General features: G+C 37.0%; 32 protein-coding genes. 16 read left to right on the forward strand and 16 right to left on the reverse strand.

All coding sequences use genetic code 11. The features are described from left to right. Nucleotides 1-190: 190 nt before the first annotated feature. From ABMA78_RS10855 to ABMA78_RS10865, 3 genes are read left to right on the forward strand one after another with little or no spacing between them, the layout of a single operon-like run. Entirely contained in the window at nt 191-526 is a 336-nt protein-coding gene (locus ABMA78_RS10855) for a hypothetical protein (RefSeq protein WP_392859998.1), read from the forward strand. Nucleotides 527-540: 14 nt separating this feature from the next. Further along, nucleotides 541-1164, forward strand: a complete 624-nt coding sequence (locus ABMA78_RS10860) for a DUF6151 family protein (protein WP_392860000.1) — start codon at nt 541-543, stop codon at nt 1162-1164. Further along, nucleotides 1164-1886 (forward strand): phosphatase PAP2 family protein, encoded by a 723-nt coding sequence (locus ABMA78_RS10865; protein ID WP_392860001.1) that lies wholly within the window; start codon nt 1164-1166, stop codon nt 1884-1886. Before ABMA78_RS10860 ends, ABMA78_RS10865 begins: the two co-directional genes overlap by 1 nt. Before the next feature lie 54 nt (nt 1887-1940). Here ABMA78_RS10865 and ABMA78_RS10870 read toward each other — a convergent pair whose 3' ends face one another. Then, on the reverse strand, nt 1941-2687 hold the full coding sequence (locus tag ABMA78_RS10870) for an endonuclease I family protein (RefSeq protein ID WP_392860002.1): 747 nt from the start codon (nt 2685-2687) through the stop codon (nt 1941-1943). A gap of 243 nt (nt 2688-2930) precedes the next feature. Between ABMA78_RS10870 and ABMA78_RS10875 the strand changes: the two genes are divergently transcribed. From ABMA78_RS10875 to ABMA78_RS10885, 3 genes are all read left to right on the forward strand, one after another. Further along, a complete protein-coding gene (locus tag ABMA78_RS10875; RefSeq protein ID WP_392860004.1) occupies nt 2931-3248 on the forward strand; it encodes a hypothetical protein in 318 nt (105 codons plus the stop codon). A gap of 79 nt (nt 3249-3327) precedes the next feature. Beyond that, a complete protein-coding gene (locus tag ABMA78_RS10880; protein WP_392860006.1) occupies nt 3328-5304 on the forward strand; it encodes an ATP-binding protein in 1977 nt (658 codons plus the stop codon). 158 nt (nt 5305-5462) lie between these two features. After that, a complete protein-coding gene (locus ABMA78_RS10885; protein WP_392860007.1) occupies nt 5463-5693 on the forward strand; it encodes a hypothetical protein in 231 nt (76 codons plus the stop codon). Between the two features lie 29 nt (nt 5694-5722). Here ABMA78_RS10885 and ABMA78_RS10890 read toward each other — a convergent pair whose 3' ends face one another. Together ABMA78_RS10890 and ABMA78_RS10895 are read right to left on the reverse strand one after the other, a co-directional pair. After that, nucleotides 5723-6016, reverse strand: a complete 294-nt coding sequence (locus ABMA78_RS10890; protein WP_392860009.1) for a hypothetical protein — start codon at nt 6014-6016, stop codon at nt 5723-5725. A gap of 103 nt (nt 6017-6119) precedes the next feature. Continuing rightward, complete coding sequence (locus ABMA78_RS10895) at nt 6120-6464, reverse strand: hypothetical protein (protein ID WP_392860010.1); 345 nt, start codon at nt 6462-6464, stop codon at nt 6120-6122. 138 nt (nt 6465-6602) lie between these two features. Between ABMA78_RS10895 and ABMA78_RS10900 the strand changes: the two genes are divergently transcribed. From ABMA78_RS10900 to ABMA78_RS10910, 3 genes are all read left to right on the forward strand, one after another. Then, on the forward strand, nt 6603-7061 hold the full coding sequence (locus ABMA78_RS10900; protein ID WP_392860011.1) for a VOC family protein: 459 nt from the start codon (nt 6603-6605) through the stop codon (nt 7059-7061). A gap of 47 nt (nt 7062-7108) precedes the next feature. Continuing rightward, nucleotides 7109-8323 (forward strand): chloride channel protein, encoded by a 1215-nt coding sequence (locus ABMA78_RS10905; RefSeq protein WP_392860013.1) that lies wholly within the window; start codon nt 7109-7111, stop codon nt 8321-8323. A 119-nt stretch (nt 8324-8442) separates the two neighbouring features. Next, nucleotides 8443-9312 carry a hypothetical protein gene (locus tag ABMA78_RS10910; protein ID WP_392860014.1) on the forward strand — a complete coding sequence of 290 codons (870 nt, stop codon included), beginning with the start codon at nt 8443-8445 and terminating at the stop codon, nt 9310-9312. A gap of 59 nt (nt 9313-9371) precedes the next feature. On the opposite strand, the gene ABMA78_RS10915 is transcribed toward ABMA78_RS10910, so the two are convergent. From ABMA78_RS10915 to ABMA78_RS10935, 5 genes are all read right to left on the reverse strand, one after another. Then, a complete protein-coding gene (locus tag ABMA78_RS10915) occupies nt 9372-10661 on the reverse strand; it encodes an ectonucleotide pyrophosphatase/phosphodiesterase (RefSeq protein WP_392860016.1) in 1290 nt (429 codons plus the stop codon). Nucleotides 10662-10731: 70 nt separating this feature from the next. Then, nucleotides 10732-10914: a hypothetical protein gene (locus ABMA78_RS10920; RefSeq protein ID WP_392860017.1), complete on the reverse strand. Its 183-nt coding sequence runs from the start codon at nt 10912-10914 to the stop codon at nt 10732-10734. A gap of 96 nt (nt 10915-11010) precedes the next feature. After that, nucleotides 11011-12000, reverse strand: coding sequence for a YceI family protein (locus ABMA78_RS10925; RefSeq protein WP_392860018.1), 990 nt, complete (start codon nt 11998-12000; stop codon nt 11011-11013). Then, nucleotides 11981-12637: an inorganic pyrophosphatase gene (locus tag ABMA78_RS10930; protein ID WP_392860019.1), complete on the reverse strand. Its 657-nt coding sequence runs from the start codon at nt 12635-12637 to the stop codon at nt 11981-11983. The genes ABMA78_RS10925 and ABMA78_RS10930 overlap by 20 nt, the downstream gene beginning before the upstream one ends. 94 nt (nt 12638-12731) lie before the next feature. Next, nucleotides 12732-13196 (reverse strand): hypothetical protein, encoded by a 465-nt coding sequence (locus tag ABMA78_RS10935; RefSeq protein WP_392860021.1) that lies wholly within the window; start codon nt 13194-13196, stop codon nt 12732-12734. 114 nt (nt 13197-13310) lie between these two features. Here ABMA78_RS10935 and ABMA78_RS10940 point away from each other — a divergent pair, with 114 nt between their 5' ends. After that, the gene (locus tag ABMA78_RS10940; protein ID WP_392860023.1) at nt 13311-15242 is read left to right on the forward strand and encodes a hypothetical protein; all 1932 of its coding nucleotides are present in this window, start codon (nt 13311-13313) and stop codon (nt 15240-15242) included. Next, nucleotides 15242-15676, forward strand: a complete 435-nt coding sequence (dtd, locus tag ABMA78_RS10945; protein WP_392860025.1) for a D-aminoacyl-tRNA deacylase — start codon at nt 15242-15244, stop codon at nt 15674-15676. The genes ABMA78_RS10940 and dtd overlap by 1 nt, the downstream gene beginning before the upstream one ends. Here the strand turns inward: dtd and ABMA78_RS10950 are convergent, their stop codons facing one another. Continuing rightward, complete coding sequence (locus ABMA78_RS10950) at nt 15677-15898, reverse strand: hypothetical protein (protein ID WP_103219125.1); 222 nt, start codon at nt 15896-15898, stop codon at nt 15677-15679. It lies immediately after the preceding gene. A 223-nt stretch (nt 15899-16121) separates the two neighbouring features. On the opposite strand from ABMA78_RS10950, the gene ABMA78_RS10955 reads away from it, so the two are divergent. Next, nucleotides 16122-16691 carry a hypothetical protein gene (locus ABMA78_RS10955; RefSeq protein WP_392860026.1) on the forward strand — a complete coding sequence of 190 codons (570 nt, stop codon included), beginning with the start codon at nt 16122-16124 and terminating at the stop codon, nt 16689-16691. Between the two features lie 49 nt (nt 16692-16740). On the opposite strand, the gene ABMA78_RS10960 is transcribed toward ABMA78_RS10955, so the two are convergent. Together ABMA78_RS10960 and ABMA78_RS10965 are read right to left on the reverse strand one after the other, a co-directional pair. Further along, on the reverse strand, nt 16741-17157 hold the full coding sequence (locus tag ABMA78_RS10960; protein WP_392860027.1) for an NINE protein: 417 nt from the start codon (nt 17155-17157) through the stop codon (nt 16741-16743). Continuing rightward, entirely contained in the window at nt 17157-17501 is a 345-nt protein-coding gene (locus ABMA78_RS10965; RefSeq protein WP_392860028.1) for a hypothetical protein, read from the reverse strand. The genes ABMA78_RS10960 and ABMA78_RS10965 overlap by 1 nt, the downstream gene beginning before the upstream one ends. Before the next feature lie 69 nt (nt 17502-17570). On the opposite strand from ABMA78_RS10965, the gene ABMA78_RS10970 reads away from it, so the two are divergent. Then, nucleotides 17571-17873 (forward strand): hypothetical protein, encoded by a 303-nt coding sequence (locus ABMA78_RS10970; RefSeq protein ID WP_392860029.1) that lies wholly within the window; start codon nt 17571-17573, stop codon nt 17871-17873. A 3-nt stretch (nt 17874-17876) separates the two neighbouring features. Further along, complete coding sequence (locus tag ABMA78_RS10975; protein ID WP_392860031.1) at nt 17877-18431, forward strand: hypothetical protein; 555 nt, start codon at nt 17877-17879, stop codon at nt 18429-18431. Between the two features lie 265 nt (nt 18432-18696). Here ABMA78_RS10975 and rpsD read toward each other — a convergent pair whose 3' ends face one another. The 3 genes from rpsD to ABMA78_RS10990 form a co-directional block, all read right to left on the reverse strand. Beyond that, entirely contained in the window at nt 18697-19329 is a 633-nt protein-coding gene (gene rpsD, locus ABMA78_RS10980) for a 30S ribosomal protein S4 (RefSeq protein WP_392860033.1), read from the reverse strand. 183 nt (nt 19330-19512) lie between these two features. Beyond that, a complete protein-coding gene (locus ABMA78_RS10985; RefSeq protein ID WP_392860034.1) occupies nt 19513-20373 on the reverse strand; it encodes an aminotransferase class IV in 861 nt (286 codons plus the stop codon). Beyond that, a complete protein-coding gene (locus ABMA78_RS10990) occupies nt 20370-20879 on the reverse strand; it encodes a rhodanese-like domain-containing protein (RefSeq protein ID WP_392860036.1) in 510 nt (169 codons plus the stop codon). Before ABMA78_RS10990 ends, ABMA78_RS10985 begins: the two co-directional genes overlap by 4 nt. Before the next feature lie 105 nt (nt 20880-20984). Here ABMA78_RS10990 and ABMA78_RS10995 point away from each other — a divergent pair, with 105 nt between their 5' ends. Next, nucleotides 20985-22277, forward strand: coding sequence for a CFI-box-CTERM domain-containing protein (locus ABMA78_RS10995; RefSeq protein WP_392860037.1), 1293 nt, complete (start codon nt 20985-20987; stop codon nt 22275-22277). Next, nucleotides 22249-22614, forward strand: a complete 366-nt coding sequence (locus tag ABMA78_RS11000; protein ID WP_392860039.1) for a response regulator — start codon at nt 22249-22251, stop codon at nt 22612-22614. The genes ABMA78_RS10995 and ABMA78_RS11000 overlap by 29 nt, the downstream gene beginning before the upstream one ends. A gap of 36 nt (nt 22615-22650) precedes the next feature. Here the strand turns inward: ABMA78_RS11000 and ABMA78_RS11005 are convergent, their stop codons facing one another. Together ABMA78_RS11005 and ABMA78_RS11010 are read right to left on the reverse strand one after the other, a co-directional pair. Next, nucleotides 22651-23664 carry a diiron oxygenase gene (locus ABMA78_RS11005; RefSeq protein ID WP_392860040.1) on the reverse strand — a complete coding sequence of 338 codons (1014 nt, stop codon included), beginning with the start codon at nt 23662-23664 and terminating at the stop codon, nt 22651-22653. 11 nt (nt 23665-23675) lie between these two features. Further along, nucleotides 23676-23933 (reverse strand): acyl carrier protein, encoded by a 258-nt coding sequence (locus ABMA78_RS11010; RefSeq protein ID WP_392860041.1) that lies wholly within the window; start codon nt 23931-23933, stop codon nt 23676-23678. Nucleotides 23934-23944 lie beyond the last annotated feature (11 nt).

Consider the following 23944-nt stretch of genomic DNA (forward strand, 5'->3'; position numbering starts at 1 on the left):
TATGCTCCTTTGATGAGTAAATAATTTTTTATTAAATTATATATGAAAAATATTTATTAACATCTTTAATTTTTATTTATATTTTTGAATTTGATTTTTGCCAGAACGTCTTAGGAATTCTTATAATTAAACTTCAATAACAAAAGGTTTTTATATGCGATGCGTATTAATGCTATTGGCAGTTTTTTTAATGAATTTATCCTATGCTTCAATCAGCTCCAATAAAAGAGTAGATGGACTTCTTTGCGCTGTTGAATCAGCAACTTATTATAAAAGAGTTCTAGAGTCTCAGAATTTAGAAGTTGATAAGTATAGGCATTGTACTATCTCTTGCATCGTTGGTATCGAGTGTGGAATCAGCTCTTCTGCTATCATAGGTGTCGCAAAAGAAATTTATGATTTATTTGGTGGGGGCCATGCGGAGTGGCGTGATCTCTTGGCCAATATTAATGGCCTTCGCTTAAGTCAACGAGCTGATATTCAAAATTTTGAAGATTGCTCTGCTTCCTGTAAGAGTATTTATTAAGAAGGATATATAAGGTGAGTAAAGAGATCGTTTCCCTAAAGTGTGAATGTGGCGCAGTTGAAGGCGAGTTAACAATTAATAAAAGTTTGAGTAATCATGTTGTTTGCTGTTGTGATGACTGTCAGACCTATGCTCAGTACTTAGGTCGTCGAAACTTATTAGATGAGTTTGATGGTACAGAGCTCTTTCAAACAGCACCAAGCTATATAAAGATTACGAAAGGCCATGAGCATATCTCATGTCTAAGATTAAGTCCTAAGGGGCTTTATCGTTGGTATGCAGGCTGTTGCAATTTTCCAATGGTAAATACTCTTGATGCAAAAATTCCATTTAGTGGCATTGTTTGCGCTTTTGTCTCTAATGAAGAAAAGTCTAAGCTAGGTGATATTCAATCTTATAATATGATGAAGTACTCTTCAGTTGATCACGAGAGTTGGCCAAAAAAAGGCTTTTTAAAATTTTCTAAAATGGCAGGTCTAATTCTTCTAAAGCTCATTTCTATTGGGTCTATATTAAGATTAACAAAGCCTAATTCATTCTTTGATATGAACTCTGGCCTACCTAAGGTTGAACCACAAATTCTTTCAAAAGAGGAAAGAGAGTATACACGAAGTAAAATTGCACACCTTGGTAAATAATGAGTTTCAGAAAAATATTTATTTTAATTTTATTATTAAGTAGTTTTCAAAAAACGTTTGCAAATGAATGTGGAAGTTTTCTTTCCGATCTGACGGCACCGATCTGTACTGACGCTAAGTATATCTTTTGGACGGGGACAGGGATCACTTTAGGACTGCGTCTTCTGAAGGAATATAAGGGAATTGATGAAATCCAAAAGCGTGCTGCTCAAAAAAACCATCTTAAAGATCTTGGACAGTTTGGAGGTGATATTGGCTACGGTGTTTTAAATGGAGCCTATATCATTGGTCAATACTTCTGGGGAGGAAGGCTTGGAAAAGAGCGTGCATCACATATGTTACAAGCGACGGCCTATACTGTAGGGACGACTGTTGCTTTAAAGACTACTATTGACGAATCGAGACCTGGTTATCCCGATGAAAAAGATTCTTTCCCTTCAGGACACGCCTCTGCTTCCTTTGCCTTTGCATCAGTTGTGACGGCACAACATGGATGGGGATGGGGCTCTGCTGCTCACTTGGCCGCAATTTTCATTTCTTTTAGTCGTTTAAATGATAGTTGGCACTACCTACACGATGTCACGGCGGGAATGACGATTGGATTAAGTTATGGTTGGGGGATTTATTTTAACCATGTTGAATATAATAAGCCTTATTGGTTGAGTGTTCTTCCAACAGCTAAGTTAGATGGCCTAACTCTTAGCTTTTCTCAAAGCTTTTGAAATAAAAAAAGGGCACTTATTAAGCGCCCTTTTTATAGATATTTAAAAATAATTTTAGAAATCTGTAATTCTTGAAACTAGATCTGGAGCATCGATAAATGGGTTTCTATTTCCTTGGATGTCTTCAATTCTGTCATTTCTTAGACGTTCTTCTTCATCTACTGGATCTAACTCATGCCACTGACGTAGAGTTTCTTCCATTTGTGAATTGATTTTACGATCATAGCGAACTGCAAAGTAGAACATTGCTCTTGCAACATTTCCTTTGTGGTAAGTTGGTGGCTCGTAAGTGTTTCCATCAAACTTAGAAGCTGGGCAGTAGTCTAGTCTTGAGTTCTTAGCGTCTACCTTTCCAAAGTTATAATTCCCACGTGTGCTATTTGCTCTGTTTTGAGAAGGGTAGAGGTGGTGTAGGTCACCAACTTGATATCTCGAAAGGGCACCGCGATCAAATTTTGATTGTGGCCATGTGTGCTCGCAATTTACAACTTCATGGTTAGGTATTCTTCCTTTTCCAATTTTACCAATGCGAGGAGTTGAGTTTGTGTAAACCTCGTCACAGTATACATCGCGAATATAGGCTGCATTCCCATTGTCTCTCTCAAGGTGAAGAGTTCCAAATAGGTGTTTTCTGGCAGTTTTGTAAGAGTTTCTAGTGTGTCCCTTAGTAGTTAGTCTTTCAAGGTCGTAGCGAACGCCAACAGAAGTATTTGAGCTTGCTAGGATTGCCTTAGCTTTCTCAAGGTTAGTCGATGAGTATGCGCAAAGGCAAAGTGCGGATACAATTAGAAGTTTAAACATTCAATTCTCCAAGTGTTCATTTTTGTGTGTGTAAAAATGTTATAGTTTAAGAGTATTAAATTGTCTAATGGTTAAAATTAGCTGGGCTAATGTATAAGGTGTTTCATTGTAATATTAGATGGTTTGCGCAGCATCATGAAAAACTCTTATTCCAGTGATCGAATCTATTCATTTTTTTTATTAAATTGAATTAACTAAAGTCTCCTTATCCAAAATGATTTGGATTTGCTTAAGGAGAGTATTATGAAAAAGTTAATTTTAGGTCTTGCAGTTGTATTGAGCTTTTCTAAAGCGGTATATGCTGAAGCAGTTATAATTCCACAAAGTTCGATAAATTTATACGTTGGCTCTTTTTCAAATATGGAAGCTGAATTAAAAGCAAAGATCTTTGAGGCCGCTATTGAAAAGTGTGGAGAGTTAGACAATGCACGTATTGGTCGAACTGATATTCAACTAACTCTAAGTAGTGTTTTTAAGTTACCAATTCAAGGAAGAGATGATGTGATTGATGGTTCTTACCCTCAAGTTAGCGCAGTTACAGACATTACTTGTTACAAGTAAAGAATAGTTAATAATAGTGCTAATAATCACGTAAGAATCTTAAGTTAAGTTTGCAGCAAGCAAGGTCGATTTGTTTGCTGTGAAACTTGGCCTCTCTAAAATCTCATTAACAATACTCGTCTTAGGAATATCATTCCTTTCCCTTCTATATTATCAAAGAGAGCAGTTCTTACGAGATAAGTATGAAGAAGAATTTAAAAGTAGCGCTCAGGAGATTATTTCAACAATCCAAGCAAATCGTGTGGTACGTGGTGAGGCTTTACTTGCGATCTCACACTTCTTTGCTTCATCTTTAAATGTTAATGAGTGGGAATTTAATAATTTTACAAAAACAACTTTGAATAAGCTTAATATTTCGGCCATTTGTTATAGCGGAGAAAATGGAACCCTCTATGAAACGCTACAGTCGAAAGGAAAGACTTGTGGTAAGTTTGGCAAAAATAATAAGGTCATCTTTGATACTGCAACATCAGATATTATCTTACAAGAATTTGTAAGCTCTGTTGATGGAACAAAGGGGAGGGCCTATATGATATTCACGTTCTCCTCTTTATTACCTGAAAGATTTAAAAGTGATACGAACTCAAATTATCGAGTAAACCTTGATGTTGGTTATGGTGATGGTGATAAGAATTATAATTTTTACCGTCATGAAGAACCATTTGCAACTGATGGAAATACTAATTACTACCTGACAGTATCTGGGCCAAGAACTTCATCGACCCTTACATTCCCTTTCGATTATATTGTTAACCTGGCTCTTTTTTTATTCATCATAGTCTTAACGGTTTATATCATCGAAACAGGAAGAAGAAGAGAGTATCTCATCTCTAAGAAGGTAAGAAGGCAGGAAGAGGCAATTAAAAAGCAGTATGAAGAGTTGGGGAGGCAAAAGAAGCTTGTTAGTCAAAATGAAAGATTGGCCTCGATTGGGATATTAGCAGCAGGTATTGGTCATGAAATTAATAACCCGTTAACAATTATTCTTGGGCACTTAAAATCGCTCAAAAAAAGAATGGGAGAAAAGAATGTCAAGGAGCTCTTAGAGAAAGTTGAAAAATCGGAAATAGCAGCTCAGCGAATAGAAAAAATTGTATCAGGGCTTAGAAAGTTTTCAAGACAGGCCCAAGATGAAGAGCCTACTGATTTTAGTGTGGTCAGTGTTTTTGAAGATACTGTATCAATGCTTAAGGATTTCTATGATAAGGATAATATTCATTTGAATCTCTATATGAATGTGAATGAAAAGGCATTGATCAAAGGAGAAAGAGGAAAGTTTCAGCAAGTTCTAATCAATCTTATTTCTAATGCTAGAGATGCGGTAGAAGGTAAGGATAATGGAAAAGTAAATGTTATTGTTAAAGAAAATAATGAACGAATAACATTTAAAATTGAAGACAATGGACACGGCATCAGCGAAGAAGATCGAGGTAGAGTTTTTGATTTATTCTATACGACTAAGGATATAGGTAAGGGGACAGGGATGGGACTCTCTATTGCCCATGGTTTTATAAAGGATGAATTTAACGGAAGGATGACGTTGAAGAGTGTTGTTGGGATAGGGACTGTATTTAAAGTCTCTCTACCAATACATTATGGACAAGAGGTATCATCTTCACAGGAGAGTAATGTGGTAAGCTTGAGTGATTTTAAGATGAAGTTTCGTGCAATAGTTGTTGATGATGAGGAAGGCATTAGAGATCTTCTCGAAGAAATATTACAAGATATTGGTGTCACGGTTTCCTTAGCTGAAAATGGCAAGGTTGCATATGATATGTACGTTGCAAGTCCTGAAAGTTATGATCTCATTATTACTGATATGAAGATGCCTGTTATGAATGGCCCTAAGTTAATAAAGAGTATTAGAAGTAATAAATTAATTGAACAGCCCCGAATTCTTATTACTACAGGTTGTGTAAATTTAAATCTCGAAGGCGAAGATAGGGAAGCCTCAACTATGGTTGATGGATTTTTATATAAGCCTTTTACAGAAGAAGATATCGTACAAGAAATTTCTAAGGCCATGCGAGGAGTTACTGAAAAGAAAGTTGCTTAAAATTAAGGTCTCATTAGTAAAGTGTTATGTTTTTGTTAAGTATGTTAAGTTTTGAATAAGTAATTGCCGGGCCCTTTCGCCCCATATAGAAGTGGATTACAATAGAATAGTAAAACGAATGAATCGTTTACACAGTTTAAGAAAATTAGGAGTGTAGGATGAAGCGTTTATTTATTCTTGCTGTTTTCTTAACTTCGCCACTTACTTTTGCAACTAATGAGAGAAGAATTAATAGTTCTGAAAATTACAATGCGCCAAAGAGTAAAGTGAATGAATTAAGCAATTATGCAAATGGAAAAAAAAGTCATCAGAGAAAGAACTACAAGAGAAGCTTTGATGATATCCAGGATTACCGAGAGGTACTTCAGTCAGAAACAAGAGAACGTTAAAAAAAGGCTACTTAAAGTAGCCTTTTTTATTACATTAGTGAAAGTTCGAAACTTACAACATCACATCTTTCATCAATTACAGTATCCAGTTTAAATGCACCAGAATAAGTATTGAAATAGGCCGAGTAAAGATCTTGGCCATCTGCATTTATCCCGACAAATGAAATATTTGTTTGGTACTCGTTATAAACTTCATCATAAGATACTGCTAGCTCTTGAGCTAGAATATCCATTGATTGAAGCTCTACTTCAAGACGACATGAAGCATATGTGCTTGATAGTGCAATAACAGAAACTAATACAAGTTTAATTAGTGATTTCATAGGGACTCCTCAAAGTGATTTTAAGGAGCTTATATGAATTTTGTTTTAATCGGTCAATTGCCATTGAGTATGTATGAAAAAATTAATGCAATCTTGATAAATATTAGGGAGACTGCATAATACTCTTAACTTGCGATTGAATATCTTTAAATTGTTTTGAATTGAAATCAATATTTTGAGCAGCACTATCAACACTTAGGTCTACATTACCATTTGCGATTTGTTGAGAGGCCAGCTTTCTACCTAATTCACTTAATTGGCCCCACTCTTGATCTGGCATTGCCGCAAGTTTTGACTTGGCCTGCTCAGCTTCGTGCTTTCCAATAATTCCTCTTGCAACCATTTGGTCAATCATTGAAACGGTTGTATTTCGATCAATCTGTTCTGCTAAGACAAAGGTAGATAGTTTAAGTGATAAAGTAACGATAAATAGCCTTAAATACTTCATATTGGGCCCTCTTTAAAATTATGCAGAAATTATAAGTGGGAATTAGATTTGACCAAAAACTAACGAAATTTTAGTACTTTATATGGGTGAGACTTGTTAAAGTAGAGGAAAATTTGACAACTAATTATGGAGGTTGGAATGAAGTTTCTCCACACAATGGTTCGTGTAAGTAATCTAGATGAAAGTATGGACTTCTATTGTAATAAACTAGGACTCAAAGAAGTTCACCGTATTGAAAGTGAAGCTGGGAAATTCTCTCTAGTGTACTTAAGTGCACCTGAAGACGAAGAGAAGGCATTAGTAGAACAAGCTCCACTTATTGAGCTAACTTATAATTGGCCTGATGAAAATGGCAACACTGAAAAATTGCCAGAAAGTAGTCGTAACTGGGGCCATCTAGCATTTCGTGTCGATGACATTTATGAGACTTGCCAAAAGCTTATGGATCAAGGCGTGACTATTAACCGTCCACCAAGAGATGGTTATATGGCCTTTTTAAAATCTCCTGATGATATCTCTATTGAGCTACTTCAAAAAGGTGAGCCTCTTTCTCCTGCCGCTCCTTGGAAGGATATGGAAAATACAGGTTCTTGGTAAAATTCATAATAATAGACGCTGCTATATTTCTAACTTAGAATAGAAATATGGCAGCAGAAATTAGTAATGATAGTCGCAATTTAAAGTATTATTTTTCCTTTATTGTTTTAGGTGTCCTTACGGGGATAGCTTCTTCTGTCTTCTTACATCTACTAAAATTAGTAACAACTCTTCGATTCAAATATAGCTTTCTCATTTATTTTCTACCAATAGCGATGGTAGCAGTTAATTTTTGCTATAAAAAATGGTCTCCGATTAGTGAGAAGGGAAATAATCTTATTATTGATGAAGTCCATCATCCTAAAAGAGATATTCCGCTAATCATGATACCCCTGATTCTCTTTTCGACGTTAATCTCTCACTTATTTGGTGCAAGTGTTGGGCGAGAAGGAAGTGCTGTGCAGATGGGGGGAGCAATTGGAAATTATTTAGCAAAATTATTCAATCACTCTAAAAGAAAGAGGGCGGTTCTTTTAATGGCGGGATGTGGGGCCGGATTTGGTTCTGCTATTGGTGCTCCTTTTGCTGGTGCTATCTTTGGGATTGAAGCAATTTACTTAAACGCTAGGATAAAGATATCGACTTTTCTTGAGTGCCTAATCGCTTCTTATATTGGCTTTTACACAACCCATTTACTTTATGCTCCTCACTCGACATATATTCAAATAACTCAATTAGAGTTTTCATGGAAGCTTGTCCTCTATACCCTTATAGCAGGAGTTGGTTTTGGCCTAGTTGCAAGACTATTTGTCCTTACTATTGAGAAATCAAAAGATAAAATTAAAACATTTGGTAGGCCACTACTCATAACATTTCTAGGTGGTTTTGTCTTATTACTATTCTACTATGTTCTTAATGATTTCTATAAGCAGCGCTACACTGGGCTAGGGATTGAAGTTATTCAACAGGCACTAATAGAAATCGTATCCATTAAAGATTTTATTTTAAAATTTATTCTCACAGCAATTTCACTTGTTTCAGGAATCAAAGGGGGAGAGTTCACTCCACTTGTTTATATCGGAACAACAATGGGCTCTTGGATGTCGTCGATTGTTTCAATTAATCCTAACTTTCTTGCGGCCATTGGTTTTTGTGTTGTCTTTGGAAGCGCTTCTAATACGCCTCTAGCATGTATTGCCATGGGTGCAGAAATCTTTGGATATGAGCTACTGCCTTATCTTGCTATTGCCATGATTATCGGACAAATCGTTTCGGGTAAAGAGACCATTTATTCAGCACAGATTGTTAAGAAATTTAAATAGTTGACCAAAATACTTTCTAACTAAGTCTGGCAAGTTAATTTTTTTTCTTCACAGAGTGTTTTTTTAATTTCTATAATAACTTGTTTATATTTATTTATGTACTTTCAGGGAGGAAAGAGATGAGAAAATCAACGCTATTGATTGCTCTTTTTGCTGCAATCTTTTCAATGCAATCTTATTCATGTGATATTCATGGAAAAACAGGAATCATGCCAGAAAATGATCTTTACCGTGGTGTTGATGCACTAACAGGTAATGGAATGACTGAAGAGTTATTCAATATCATTATTGATCGTGCAAACGAAGTTTACGCACCAGTTGTTGAAACTGAAGGTGCAACACTTAAGTTTCACCGTAAATGGGAAGATGGAACAGTAAATGCTTACGCTAACCAAGGTGGAGGTGTTTGGAATGTTCACATGTTTGGTGGTCTTGCTCGTCACGAGCTAGTATCTCCAGATGGATTTGCTCTTGTTGTATGTCACGAACTAGGTCACCACCTAGCAGGTGCTCCAAAAATTAAAAGATTTTGGATTCCATCATGGGCATCAAACGAAGGTCAATCTGATTACTGGGCATCACTTAAGTGTTTCAGAAGAATCTTCCAAGATGACGACAATGCACGTATCGTTTCTAAAATGGATATCGATCCAGAAGTTGAGTCAAAGTGTAGCGCTGTATGGTCTGATTCAAACGAAAATGCTCTATGTAAGAGAATGGCACAAGCTGCTAAGGGTCTAGCGACTCTTCTTAACTCAGGTCGTTCAGTATCTTTTACAACTCCAGATATGTCTGTTGTTAGAAAGACTGATGACAAGCACCCAGCTGGTCAGTGTCGTCTAGATACTTACTTTCAAGGTGCACTATGTGACAAAGACCTAAACGATGACGTATCTAAGACAGATGCTCTAGCAGGTACTTGTAACAGAGTAGATAGCTACGAAACAGGTATTAGACCACTATGTTGGTATAAGCCAAAAAATATGTAATTAAATTTTAAATTATATATAAAAAGAAAGGCAGGTTTTAAACCTGCCTTTTTTTATTTCTATTGATTGATGACGTCTTGAATTGCTTCGATCTTTCCATCGATTTGATAATGATTATCAAGCCCTAAAACTCTTAGAATAAGAGGGAAGATGTGAATATTCTCTTTTGACTCTGCTATATAGTTTTTCTTAAAGTCAGGTCCCTGAGCATAGAAAATTCCATGCATATCCATATCACTAAATTGATCCCAGCCGTGAGTTGCTTTAGGGTAGCTAAAGTCTGTGGCGGCAATCCACCAGCCAGAATTAGCGATACAAGCAATTGATCCAACTCGAACATTATTTCTAAAGTTAAGTTTTTCTGGAGTGTTGTCTTTGTTGTAGCATTTAAAATTCTCTGCCTTAGCATTTAGTGCGACGATATCTTTTTCGACATTTCTCCCCTTGGCCTTTAGGTAGAATTGAGTAATTGGACCAGCTCCATAAACTCGATAATCTTCTTTTAACTGCATGAGATCATCATTTTTTAAGATGATTTCTTTCTTCTTCTCATCGACATTCTTCATTCCATGATCAGAGACAATGATAATATTTAAGTTTGGCGCAAGCTTAGTTGCTTGAGTAATAAATTTTTCTAATGTTGCATCAACTTTAGCGATGGCCTCCTTAACTTCTTTAGACTCTGTCCCGTGATGGTGGCCAGCAGAGTCTACGTCAGGAAAGTAGAGCGTCATAAAGTATGGCCTTTCCTTTGGTGGCAACTTTAGCCACTCTAGAACTTGGTCAACACGATCCTGGTGTGGCATCGAGTGAATATAATCATACCAATATGAAGGTCTGATACCTGAGATATCAGCTTCTGAGCCAGGCCAAAATAGTGTTGCTGTCTTTAGTCCTTGCTCCTCTGCTGCTACCCAAATCGTAGGAGATAGGTAGAAGTTCTTATTTTTAACGGCCTTACGATCTTTAAGTGAGTAACTCTGCTCAAGGTCTGGTGCGTAGAAGTGATTTGCCACAATCCCATGATTCATTGGATAGGAACCTGTCGCAATTGATAAGTGATTTGGAAAAGTTTTTGTAGGGTATGAAGGAATAAGACTCTTAAGTTGAGTTCCTTCATTTGAAAATTTTGATAAGAATTTTGGTTGATACTTCTTTGTGTAATCGTAGCGGTAGCCGTCTAGGGAGATCAGAAGAACTGGATTGATATTTTGTAGTTCTTCAACAGAAGCTGTGTTCTGATTTGATCGTTCAATATGATAACTATTCTTATATGTTGAACTGTTCTTTGTACAGGCCGTGTACGAGAATAGCGATATTAATGCTAATGGTACGAGTAACTTTTTCATTGGTTAATCCCTTGTAAATCAATATTTACTTAAATTGTAAGGGATTAACCGTGTTCTTGTATATTAGGAATTAATAACAGTTATAATCATCAAAATCGATATCTGAAAATCTGAATTTTAATGTTCTAATATGCTCAAGAGGAATATCGTATTCTTGACGAAAAAGACCATCTAAATCTTTCGTAAAAATAATTCCTTCTTCAACTCTGTATTCAACTGCTTCAATTGTCATAACATTTATCTCCTTCTTCATGGAGAAATTTTAAGACAATTAACTAAAGGTGAACAAGTAAAGATTTTCTTAAGAAAATCTCTAAGGCCCCGTTTCTTAAGGTTATCTTAAGGTTCGTTAACGGTTGAAAAGTGGGTGAGTTCCTACACCCGTGTATTCACTAGTGATGTAGATACATGTCACAATAAATGATGTTACGATTACAGTTGATAGTAGGAGTGTAACATTTTCTGACATTCCTTTCTCTTCTAAATAATTTACGAGTTTGGCCTGTCCCCAGATTCCAAAAACGATCGTGATAACAAAGAGAATACCTGTCGAGACAAGTGTTAGGACGATATTTGAAATTTCAGTATAGTCACTATCTGGTGCAACATTGGCCGTTGTGTTCTTAGTGATCTTACCATTTGGAAGAATGAGTGCCCCTCCGGATGTCTTAGCATCCAGAGAGACGTTTCTTTTTACTGAGTTTGTTGGAAGGTAAAAGCGAGAGAAGGCCGGCTTATCATTTGATTGATAGGCTTCAATTGTAAACTTAATGATTACTTCTTCACCAACAACCACGCCACCATCAAAGTTCTTACTCCAGTTAATGCCAAAGTCAAAGCGATTGATTTTAAAGCTACCTTCGAAGTAGATCCCATCTTTATTTGTCCAAGGATCTGTACGCTTACCTAAGTATTTAAGGCTAACTGGCACAGTCTTCGTTTTATCTTTTACTGTAAGAGCAAGCTTTGCATCGGCCTTATTATCTTTTAAAACAATGGCCTCAGCATTTTTAAATTTAATAATTGGAAAGCTTTCTGCATTAAAGAATTCGTTCTTCTTTAAATGCTGGTCTCTCTTCTTATCAAAAGTGTTGATACTTTTAACGATAATCTCACCTTGAAGGTCAGTGATCTTATTTTCATCCTTTTTAAAGTAGATCGTATAGTCATCAAATTGGCCTTCAACATCAGTTAATGCCATATACTTAATGCTAAACTTAAGCTTAGAGTGCTCTTTATTTACAATATAAGATGAGCCAAAAGTATTAAGGGAAATTATTAGAGCAAAAAAAAGGTGCGCAATAAGGCACCCTTTATAATTATTTAACAAATTTTTCATTATAGTCTTCTACACCGAGGTTAATAACTTTCATTGCAGTTTCTGCATTGTATGTTTCTGTAATTTCAACTTTAGCTTCTCCTTCTTTTACAGGGATTTCCTTGTAAGTTAAGAAGTAGTGCTTAAGTTCTGCAAGTACTGGAGCTGGAACTTGATCGATATCAGTGATATGTCCAAACATTGCATCGTCTTTTAGAACAGCAATAATTTTGTCATCAATTTCACCACCATCAAGCATTCTGAAACCACCAACTGGAATACAGTTTACTAGGATGTCACCTTGAACAATATTCTTTTCAGCAAGTACACAAATATCGATTGGGTCAAGATCACCAACAATTCCTGTGCGTCCTGTTTCTTCTTGAGCAAAGTTTGCAGATTTTTCATCTGAGTATGTACGTGGGATTAGTCCATATAGTTGTGGAATAATATTTGAGAACTTCTGTGGGCGATCAACCATTAGGTAACCGCTTTCTTTATGAACTTCATATTTCACACGGTCATTTGGAGTAATTTCGATATAAGCATTAAGAACTTTCTTATCTTGATCGTCCCAAGTCTTGATACCATGCCATGGATTTGGCCTAAACATTTTTCCATATTTCTCTAAGAAATCATTAAGTTCTGAGTTAGTCATTATTAATCCTTTTTGTGAATATTTTGGCAATAACTTAGCACAAAGAGGATCGTCTAGGAAGTTTTATCAGGCCCAATAAAAAGCTGTTTTGTGGCTATTTTGAAAAGAAGCGAATGATCTCTGCAAATGCACTTCGAGGGCCATTTGCTCGTTTTCTTACATCGTTTTTGTTGAGTTCGCTAATGGCATGAGCGCTATGGGTTGTTGCGTTGAGAATGCCGATTTTTGCCTCGATATCATCAAGGATTTTCTTTAAAAAGGCTTCTTCTTTTGGATCAAGTTCATCTGATCGAAAGAGAACGTTGGCCAAATGATGGAGTTGGCTTAGGTGAGCAGGGTAGTTTACTTTATGAATGAACTCATCAGGGCGATGCCTTTGAATAAGATCTTCCTTAAGCAGTGCTCTGTCCTGTTCTTCAAGTTTTGCATTGAGAATGAAGTCTTGGATAAGGGCCGTTTCCTGCTCGGAAACAATATTGTCGAGGTGTGTCAGAGAAACAAGTGTTCTCCACATATTTAGGAAACTTTCGTATTTCTTTTCATCGCTTAAGCTATTCATTGAATTATCTTAGCACAGCAGCAAAATCAGGTGTTTAGGCATGATACTCTTTGCCTAGTGAACGAGAGACTATAAAGAAGGTATAATTTTAGAGACGGGCGGTAGTGTAAATTTATGAAAGTCGAAGATTACTCAAAGAAAATTACTCAAATGAATCAAGAGCAGCGTAAGCAGCTCAATCACATTCGTGAAGGCTACCAGTCTAATTTACAAAATATTCAAGATAAGAATGCTCATAAGGTTGATAATATCAAGCATGAGCACGCCAAGAAGCAACAGGCGCTTATTGAGGATAATCAGCAAAAACTTGATGAAGCTGCAAAGAAGGCCAAGCTTGCTATGGCCAAGTCAAAAGAATTCTTTCGCGAAAGAAATGAGCAAATTAGAGAAGACTTCCATAAAACTTCAACTGAACAAAAATCGAAATTCGATGAGAAGCTTGCAACTCTTAAGCAAGCTTATGCTGATACAATTGAACAAAGAGATACGACTTATCAAACTAATCTCGAATCACAAAATAAGAGATCACAAGAGCGCATCGATCTAAATCAAGACCGCTTTCAGGATACAATCAAGCAGCTAAGTGAGCACACGACAGAATCCAATCAGAAATTAAATGCCGACTTCGCCGCCCGCGAAAAAGTACAAGTGAGAAGAAATCGTGACCAGTTAAATGAGCTTAAGTCACAATTTTCACTAGAGAATCGTGACCTCAAAAATGCTGCGGATAAGAATCTTAGAAAGGTTGTTGATGAAGGTAAGAGGCGTGAGGACTTTCTAGTCGCTTCAAAAAAGAATGCCCTTGAAGAAGCAAATCAGGCTTATCTACGTCAAGTAAATGAGAAGCAGGCAGGGGTCGATCAATTGGCCCGTGAGCTTCATATGAAGACTCAAAAGTCGTTACAAGATCAAAGGCTTAGTCATGAGAAAGAGGTTTCTGATTTATTGAGAGATCAGATCAGTAAGAGAGAAGATATCAAAGGTGATCACGACCTTGATATTGCGCGCTTTAAAAGCTCTCAGTCGATGAATCAAATGGAGCAAAGAGGTGTTGAAGATAAATTTCAACAAAAGATCGATCGCCTAAAGCAGCTTAACTCTGCGATCATTAAAGACTTTGAAGATAAGCTTGTTGAAAAAGATAATGCTGTGACAAAAAGAGTTAAGGATCAGTCTCGTGAACAACAGGCCCGCATGGCCGAGTTTAAGAATGAAACAAGAGCAAATGCTGATACTATTCAAGCTCGTTCTCAGCGTCAGCACGAAATAAAAAAGTCTCAATACAATAGAAATATCACTCATGAAAAGAAAGTTGCTGAAGATAATGTTGTTCAGAAAGAAAATCAATTTCGTGAGCTAATGGATAATCAAAGAGACCACTTTAGAGATAATTTGATTCGTACAGAAGAAAAAAATCTTGAAACAGTGAAGTCTCTCCAAGACTCTTTTAGAGCAGAAAAAGAAGAGATTAATACTCGCAACCATGAGATGTATGCGGAGACTCTTAAGTCGCATCGTCAAGAGATGGATAAGAAGATTTCTGACATTCAAGCTTCTTATGAAGGTAAGTTTCAATTACAAGAAGAGCAGTTGAAGAAATCTATCGCTGATGCAGAAGAAAAGCTCTATATGCTAAGAACTTCTTCTAAGAGAAAGCAGCAATCTGAAAGTGAGTTCTTTCAAGAGCAGTCTCGAATGCAAAGAACTGAAATGAAAGAAAATATCGTCCATATCAAGGATCAGTATGAAAAGAAATTTCAAGCGCTTCGCGATGACTTTAATACTCGATTGAAAATGGTAAAGAGAGAGAATGAAGTAAAATCATCTCGTATGACTCATAATCATAATCTTGAAAAGCAGAAGATGACAGCTAATCACAACACAGATATGAGAAGAAAGCTTAATCTTGCTCAAAAGAAGTTAGAGAGACAAATGAGTGACTCTCAAAGGCTTAGAGATCAACTTGTTTCAAGCTATGAAGAGAAGATTAAGAACTTAAAAAAACAATATGAATTAAAACAAATTGAAGAGTATAAGCAGAGTTAATGAAAATAGTTGTCCAGCGAGTCTCAAGTTCCAATGTAAAAGTAAATAATGAAGTTGTTGCTCAGATTGAGCGAGGACTTCATTTGCTAGTTTGTATTGAACATGAAGATAGTCAGCAAACACTCAAGAAAGCAGCAGATAAGATTTTGGCCTTAAGAATCTTTGCAGATGAGCAAGGACGCATGAATCGATCTGTTGTTGAAATCGAAGGAAGCATCCTTGCTGTTTCACAATTTACACTTTCGTGGAATGGTAAAAAGGGGAATCGCCCAAGCTTTGATGGAAGTGCAAGGCCAGAGATCGCAAATAAGATGTTTAATGAATTCGTTGAGGTACTACAAAGCAGCGTCCCTGTAGAGAAGGGAGTATTTGGAGAAAGCATGGCCGTCGAAATACATAACGACGGGCCAGTAACTTTTCATATTGAATTTTAATTAAGCAGTAACTTTAGATTTAGATCCTTCTTTTTCTCTCTTCTCCATTCTAACTGCTGTTTTCCAAATTCCAGCAAAGATGAAGGCAAAGATCACAAAGAAAGTCATAACGTGAAGAACTTCAATCGTCAGAGAAGATGCGATATATGCTGTATCTCTAACTGGCTCTAGCATTTCACCTTTAGGAACAATAGACGTCTCGTAAACTTTAGTGTTTTCCATGGGGTCTCCGTTTAAGTAGTCGATATTGCGTCAATATTAAACAATTTAAGAAAATTGTCCAGTATTAACTTACTACAAATCACAAATAGAAAACATGTTCTTTATCAGTTTTTTGTTTAGTTTCGAAATAAGTATAAATTTCACGCCACTTATGCAAGTATGGACAATCCAAATTTTGTGTTTTAAATACAATTTATTTTATTTTTCATCATATGGAGGGGATATGAGATTTTTCACATTTGCCTTATTACTAGGGCTATTAGTTGGTTGTAAGACTGAGTTTAAAGGAACACTTTCTGTTGATTCTGCAGTAGAGCTTAAGTCAAAAGACGATAGTATTTCACTTGCTAAAGGTGACTACAATGCGAAGCTAAAGTTTATTGGAAAAAGAAAACTTAAAATTAAAGTTGCTGGTGAAAAGCTAACTGTTAAGTTTGATGAGAAGTTTAAACTTCCAAGAAATGGAGAGTTTACTCTTGATAAGGCCGATACAACTCTAAACTATGATCTTCATGGAACGATCACAACAGATATCGAACGTGGCCCAATTCGCCACCGTGATGAATTCTGTGAAATCACAATTCCAGAAGTAATTTGTAGCAGAAGAAGAGGTCAGTGTACGACAGTTTATCGTCGCTACCCAGGACGTCGTTTTGTTGAGTACCGTGATGATATCATCTCTAAGGTTTTCAAAATTGATGTTGCAGATGCAGGACAAACTTATTCGACTTTTGATGCAACTTCTAGAGACTACGATCGTGTATACCTTTACCAAGGTCGTTGTGGTTTCTAATTAAATCAAATTTTAAAGAAAGAAAAGGCCCTCTAAGTGAGGGCCTTTTTTATGCAATACCTTTGTTGATATCATCAATTTGTTCATTCAGTGTCCAGAAGTCATAAAGAACACCAAAGAGGAAGAAGCCACCTGTTAGAAGGTAGAGTATCCCCATCACAATCTTACCTTGATAGAATTTGTGAAAGCCAAAGACTCCTAAGAAAGTTAAAAGAATCCAAGCAATATTATAATCAAGAACACCCTCAAAGTAGCGATTATCGCATTCTTCATCCATTGCAGGAATTAGAAAAAGATCAACTAACCAACCAATTCCTAGAAGCCCTAATGTTAGCATCCAAATTGTACCTGAGATTGGTTTCCCGTAATAGAAGCGGTGAGCACCCATGAAGCCAAAGAGCCATAGTAGATAGCCCATTACTTTGCTGTGAGAGTTATTTGGAAGTATTCCTTGTTGTTGATTCATTACTTATACTCCTTTAGGCCCCATGGAGGTGCCTTGCGGTCACTTAGTAGTAGCTCAAACGCATCCTCGACCTTTTCAAAGATTTCTTTGGCCTCAAAAAAATCTTCTAGCTCTTCCATTTGCTCTTCTTCATCAAGAGAGAGTGGAATTCCCGTAATAAAATAATTTAGCTCAGCACCTTGGTACTTAGCATTTACCGTCAATGTATGAAATTTCATTTCATCATTTTGGTACTTGGTAAGCTTTGGGCCAGACAGAAATAAATGGTATTTATCATTGGTGTCTGGGCCAATTTCTGTCGTGAAAAAATACTCAATATCGTTAAATTCGCAAGAGAACTTCATATTTTGCTCGTTGGTTTATTAGATTTAAATTTAAGTTACACTATTATTATACTAGACTTGGAGATATATGTGAAAGTTGATTATTTAAAGAACTCAAATGGAGAAAACGTGAGCGAAGAAAATAACTCGAAAGAGAGGAAAGAGCCTCGTCGCATTCTAGTATCAAGTGATAAAAAAACTCTTAATCTTACAGATAAAGATATCTTAATTGTGGCCTCAAAACTTAAGAAATATATTAAGGATAAGCATAACCTTAATACATCGGCCAATGTGATGGAAATTCTATCTGATATCGTCCGTGTAAAGTGTGACTCAGCAGCAGAGCGCGCTAAGCAAGATGGACGAAAGACTCTACAAAGCAAAGATTTCTAACGAATGAGTAAATTAGAAGAGATTGCTAGTGCCGTAGAGCTCTATTCTTCCGAGACAAAGTCATCAGTCACTTTATTTGGTGGAAGTTTTCATCCATTTCATGATGGCCATCTTGAATGCCTTAATCAATGTAGTGAATATGAAGACAATATTATTATCGTCTTAGACTATAGTCCTTGGAAGTCTAATGAACAGGAAGATCCATATGGTGAGTACCTAAAGATTAAAGAGGCGACAGGGGCCCGTTTTCCTATTTATACGGGCTTTTGGGCACAGAAGCTAAGAAGACCTACATATGAGTGGTTGCAAGAGGTAAGGTATCCTGAGGTGAATTGGCTAATGGGTGATGATACCTTTGGATCATTTCTAAAGTGGTTTGAAGTTGAAAAGGTATGTCAGCTTTTGACAAAAATCTATGTTGTCCCTCGTGATGAGAAAATGGATGAGTACAGGGAAGTGGAAGCAAAGATTAAAGAGTATAATTCAAAGCTTGAGGTGATCTATCTTAGGCCTCATGATTTTCAAGAACTAAGTTCGACGCAAATAAGATCAAAGTAGAAATAGGAAAGGCTAAGAATAAAAGGTTAAGAATAAAAGGTTAAGAATAAAAGGTTAAGAATAAAAGGCTAAGAATAAAAGGCTAAGAATAAAAAAGCTCCTTAATAAGGAGCTTTTTTTATTCTGTCGCTTGGGCTTTCCCATAGCTCCAGATACAACAAAGCCGGGCTTGAACCCGGCTTGTTGAATAGATAATTTGCCCTCTTCGAGGGGAGCTAGCATCGCGTCCAATAGGTTGCCTTTGGGCAACCAATGCCGCGAGTGCTTACTTAACTTTCCAGTAGTACTCAATAACTAGCTGAGAGTTGAATTCAAATGGTACATCTGATTCAAGAGGAGCTGCAACCATAGTTGCTTTCTTCTTATCTGTACCTTCAACATTGTAACAAGCTGGAACTGCTGCGAAACGTGGAGTTTCTTGAGTTTGCTTGTAAAGTTGGTTGTTATAACCTTTCTCAGATAGAGAGATAACGTCACCTTGGCTAACGATGAAAGATGAACGGTCAACTTTCTTTCCGTTAACTAGGATTTGTCCGTGAGAAACCATTTGAGAAGCTGCCATCATTGATGGTGCAAATCCAAGTCTGAAAACTACGTTGTTCAGTCTTGACTCAAGGTTAGATAGAAGTACTTCCATCCATGGCTTACCAGCAGTGTTCTTCTTAGCTTGCTTTACGTAAGTAACAAGTTGCTTTTCTCTTAGACCGTAGTGGAATACTAGTTTTTGTTTTTCTTTAAGACGTACGGCATAGTCAGAAATTTTCTTTCTTTTGTTACCGTGTACACCTGGTCCGTATGGACGACGTGCTAATGCACCAGCTTTTCCAAGACCTGGAAGTTCAACACCTAGTGCTCTTTGGATTTTAAAGCGTGATCTCGCTGTAGTACTCTTTGCCATTGTTGGCTCCTTTTGAATAAAAAAGACTTTAGGGACAAGGAAAAGTTACATCACATCTCAAAGGCTAGTGCCTTAGGCCCATCAATCTTACTTAATAATTTCGGATGTAACTGAAGCTTTATAGCGAACAATGGCCACTGTTGTCAATGGGAAAGGATGTAAATATTAGATATTATAGAAGTTTCAGAGCTCTGATTTAAAGATATCAAGTACTTGCAGAGTTTTGCTTCCAGGTTTTCCATTTCCAATTGTTGTGTCGTCAACTTTTACGATTGGCACAAGGTATTTTGTTGATGACGTAAGAAAGCACTCATCCGCTTCTTTTAACTCACTGCCCGTGAAATTTACCTCTTCAAATGGAATGCCTTGCTCACGAAGAATGCGAATAACATTTTCTCTTGTGATACCTTTTAGGAGTCCGGCCGCAATTGGTGGGGTTTTAAAAACTCCATCTTTTACAATCCAGATATTACTTGTCGTACACTCTGTAACGTTACCGTCTTGGTTGAGCATGATGGCGTCAAAGTATCCTGCTTCCTTGGCCTCATTATAGGCGAGGATATTATTAAGATAATTTCCTGACTTTATATTTGGGTCCATGGACTTAACTGGGTTTCTAAGAGTGGAAGCAATAATAACTTCGACACCATCGTCATACCAAGTCCTAGGATTCTCCGGAAGTTCTTTTCCGATAATGATAACATTTTGATTGCTGGCCGCTTGTGGGTCGAGGGTGATTTCTCCTTCTCCGCGCGTGACGACTAAGCGAATATAGCACCTGTCATGACCAGCTTCATGAAGCTTTGTTGCAACCTCAATAATACGTCTTTCATACTCGTTGAAACTTAATTGGAGGTGCATGTGCATCTTTAAAGCAGAGTTTTGAAGACGCTCCAGGTGTTCTTTTAAAAAGCCAACCTTTCCACTTCGAACTTCTGTTACTTCGTAAACAGAGTCTCCGTAGAGGAAGCCACGATCAAGCACTGAGATTTTTGCATCTCTTTCGTGATCGAGAATTTGGCCGTTAATGCTAATTACTTTCATGGGAGAATTGCTTTGTATCCTTCTGGGATAATATTCCAGGCATCATTTTCAAAACGAACCTCTTTTGTTTCTTTACCCATGAGATAGATCTTTTGGCCACATTGGAGCCAGTCAAGAATTCCACCAAATAGATTCGTAAACTTTGTATTTGGGTTTGTTTTTGAAAGCTCGAGAATTGCCTTCGTTGAACGGGTTCCAATAGTTGAATAAACGACGACTTCCTTACCTTGAAGCTGAGGATAGACTTCATGTAGTTTCGACAAAGGTATTGCTCGTTCAATATGAGAGACCTCGAATTGATAAATATCTCGTGCATCGACGACGACAAGGCGATTATCCTTAAGGCGAAGGCGTCTTTTTAGGTAGTCGCAATCCACATTTTCAACACTTGGGTACTTCTTCGATAGTGCCGTGGCCATACTGCCAATAACTTTTCTCTGATCCTTAATTCCATCCGTTCCAATACATGAACTTAGTAGAAGCATAGAGAGCACAATATATTTCATAATTTGATCCAAACCTTTGTCATTTAAACTACTTAACTATTTCAATTTATCATGCCAAATCTTTAATTATTTGACCATGAATAAAACTTAACCCATAATTTTACTATGCAGAAATTATTTAAAATCTTCATTTTTCTTTACCTTACTATCTCTAGTGCCTACGGTGCGTCTTTAAGCCTAGACGATAAGACAGAGCCTGTTTTTTACCTCAGAAATTCAACAGGTGAAAATTTAAATGAGCTCTTTTATAACCTTGGAGGAGATGGGTCAACAGCAGAAGCTGCAATTACTCTCTATGTTCCTCTAAGTCTTGGAACTAATGCACAAGATTTAGCCTATCATATTGCCGACTCAGGTGGAACATCGCCAAACTTGGCAGATGAAACCTCTGATCTAGGGGGGCTCTTTTTAAGAGACGTTGACTCTCTTGCTTATACTAATGAAGAGCTTTATGTCGCATTAAAAGACAATGACAATTCAAGTCCTGTATTTCGTATTATTTCTCGAATTCCAGATGCGCAAGTAGAGAACCCATTTGTAAGCTTTGCTGAAATTTGCTCATCAAGTGAGTTAAACTGTGCAGGAATCACAGATTCAATCGCTTCAATTAAAGATAGTGTTGAGTTGGTTTTATTCTTTATGCCTAAGGACACAGATTATAGCTCAAACGAAGAAGTGGAGATTCCCGATACTGTCGGTAGAGCAATTTTTTTCAAGCTCGTTATTAGTGCTGCTACAGTTGATATTCAAACACGATCAAGCTTAAGTATTATTTCGACGTATTCTGGAGATAGCTCAGCAGTTATAGAGTATGCAGGTGATCACGGTGGAAATGGGACTTATATCTCTCGAATGGCGCTCTACTTAAAAGACACTGCGGGAGCAGGTGTTGTAAGAACAGATTTTAGAGAAATATTAGAAGACCAAGGTAATGAAGGGAATGCAAAGGTTACTGGGCTTTCTAATAATAGTCAGTATCGAGCTTCCATAGCATATCTTGATCATTTTGGCTTTGTGAGTCCATTGGTTGAGACTGGCGAAGATATCAAGCCACAGCCAATCGAAAAGCTACTTGCGCAAAATCAGTGCTATCTTGTGACGGCGGGATTCCAAAGAGATCACTACGTCTTAGACTACTTTAGGATCATTAGAGATGACTATCTTATGAAGACGGCCCTTGGCGCTGCTTTTGTTGATTTTTACTATGGCACTGCGCCATTATTTGTGGAAACAATCTTGAATAATAAGGCCTTGGCCTCTATGATTAAGAGATATAGTTTCTCAATGTATTTTGTTTTACAAAATATCCTATTTATATTAGGATGCATGACTATAATTACGTTTTTAACGTTTAGAAGAGAATTTATCTATGCCTTACAAAGTTTTAATCGTCGATGACGAACCAGATATTCTAGAGTTACTGGCCGAAGAGCTTCAGTTTGAAGGCTATGAGACAGAGTGCGCAAACTCAGGAAATAGTGCTGTTAAGCTAATCAATAGTGGCCAAACTTTTGATGCCATTATTTCTGACTACAAGATGCCAGATGGAAATGGAAAGGTTGTTCTCGATTGCACAAATAGCAACGACAATCAGAAAGAGAAAGTTTTCTACTTTGTTTCAGGACAAGCTGATATTTCTCTGAAAGAGGCAATGAAGGAAGGAGTAACTCGTTTCTTTTACAAGCCTTTTGATCTAGATGAATTACTAACAAGTTTAAAAAAAGATCTACAATAAAAAAAAGGGACCGTATTGGGTCCCTTTTTTGTTTGGCTAGTTTAGGATTGTCGAATGCGTACCTCGTACGTATCGGTTTTTCCCTAGGTGATCTTCCTTACTTTCTTCAAGTAGGAGATCCCAAAAACCATCCATTTCATTATATTTGGCCAGTAACTCATATGTACGGCCAAGCCCCTGTCTCGAAAAGGCACTTCGTTGGAATTCAACATTCGTACGAAGTGACTCAAATTCACTTTTTAATTGATTAACTGTCTCCTGCGAAAGGTCACTGAACTCTTCTTGCATGAGTTCCAGGATTCTCCCGGCAAGTCTCTTCGGTCCAAAATATGACGAAATAAACTTCACAAAGACGCTGGCATTGATCTTTCTAAGGATTGGGTTGGCCTTATCATAGAAGGCCGCAAGAAAGCACTCATCAATTTGCTGGTGTCTTACTTCATCAAGCATATGATAGTAGTGGCACTGCCAGAAGTTCCAATCAACATCACCGGCCTTAAGGGCCTTATTATATTTCTTAGAGATATCTAATGTTCTCTCTTCAAAGAATAGGGCAATCCAAATCCACCACAGAAAGATATTTGGAAATGTTGTGACAACTTTCATGATGAAATTCTGCATAGGACTAAGTTTAAAAATACGCAGGGGATTCTCTTTCGAATAGTTTTCAGGCTCAGCCTTCATAAGCATTCTTAGAAAGATTTCACCGTGCTTATCTTCTTCTTCCATAAAGTGATCAATGGCCTCTGTCATTTGAGGGTTTAGCTTATAGATTCTTTTACAGCTTTTTAGGGCCGGATTTAGAAGAACGTTTTCAAACCAAATGAATTGCTCGCAAATTGAAAGTCCAATTAATTGGTTAAATCTAAGTTTTTGGGCCTCTGTAAGTAAGTCATAACTTGGTAGGTAAGAGATGGTTACCATTTCATCTGGTGTCCACTTAAGCTTCTTATCAATTGGTTTAGACCAATCGAGTGCATCAACAGTGAAGGCACGCTCGACAGATTGTTTATTAAGTTTTTCTAATTTGCTAATAAGTCTTGATTCCATCTTAGCTCCAATTATGAAAGTACTTGCTTAAGTTCTTCGTTATGATTTTTTTCTAAGTAATTAATTAAGTCTTGCGTTGTTTGGCATTGTAAGAAGATTGTGACAGGCAGTTCTTCGAAATCTTCTTTTAGACGCCCAATAAAAGACATGGCATCATATGAGTCAAGTCCAAGGGTTATAAAGCTTGTCTCAAGAGTCAGTGTGATCTCTCTCTCATCACTAACTTCAGCAATTGCTTCATTTAAATATTTTAAAATTTTCTCATTCATAGTGGTATCCA

Origin of the sequence: Halobacteriovorax sp. RZ-2, from assembly GCF_043196685.1 — a bacterium.
Lineage (GTDB): Bacteria > Bdellovibrionota > Bacteriovoracia > Bacteriovoracales > Bacteriovoracaceae > Halobacteriovorax_A.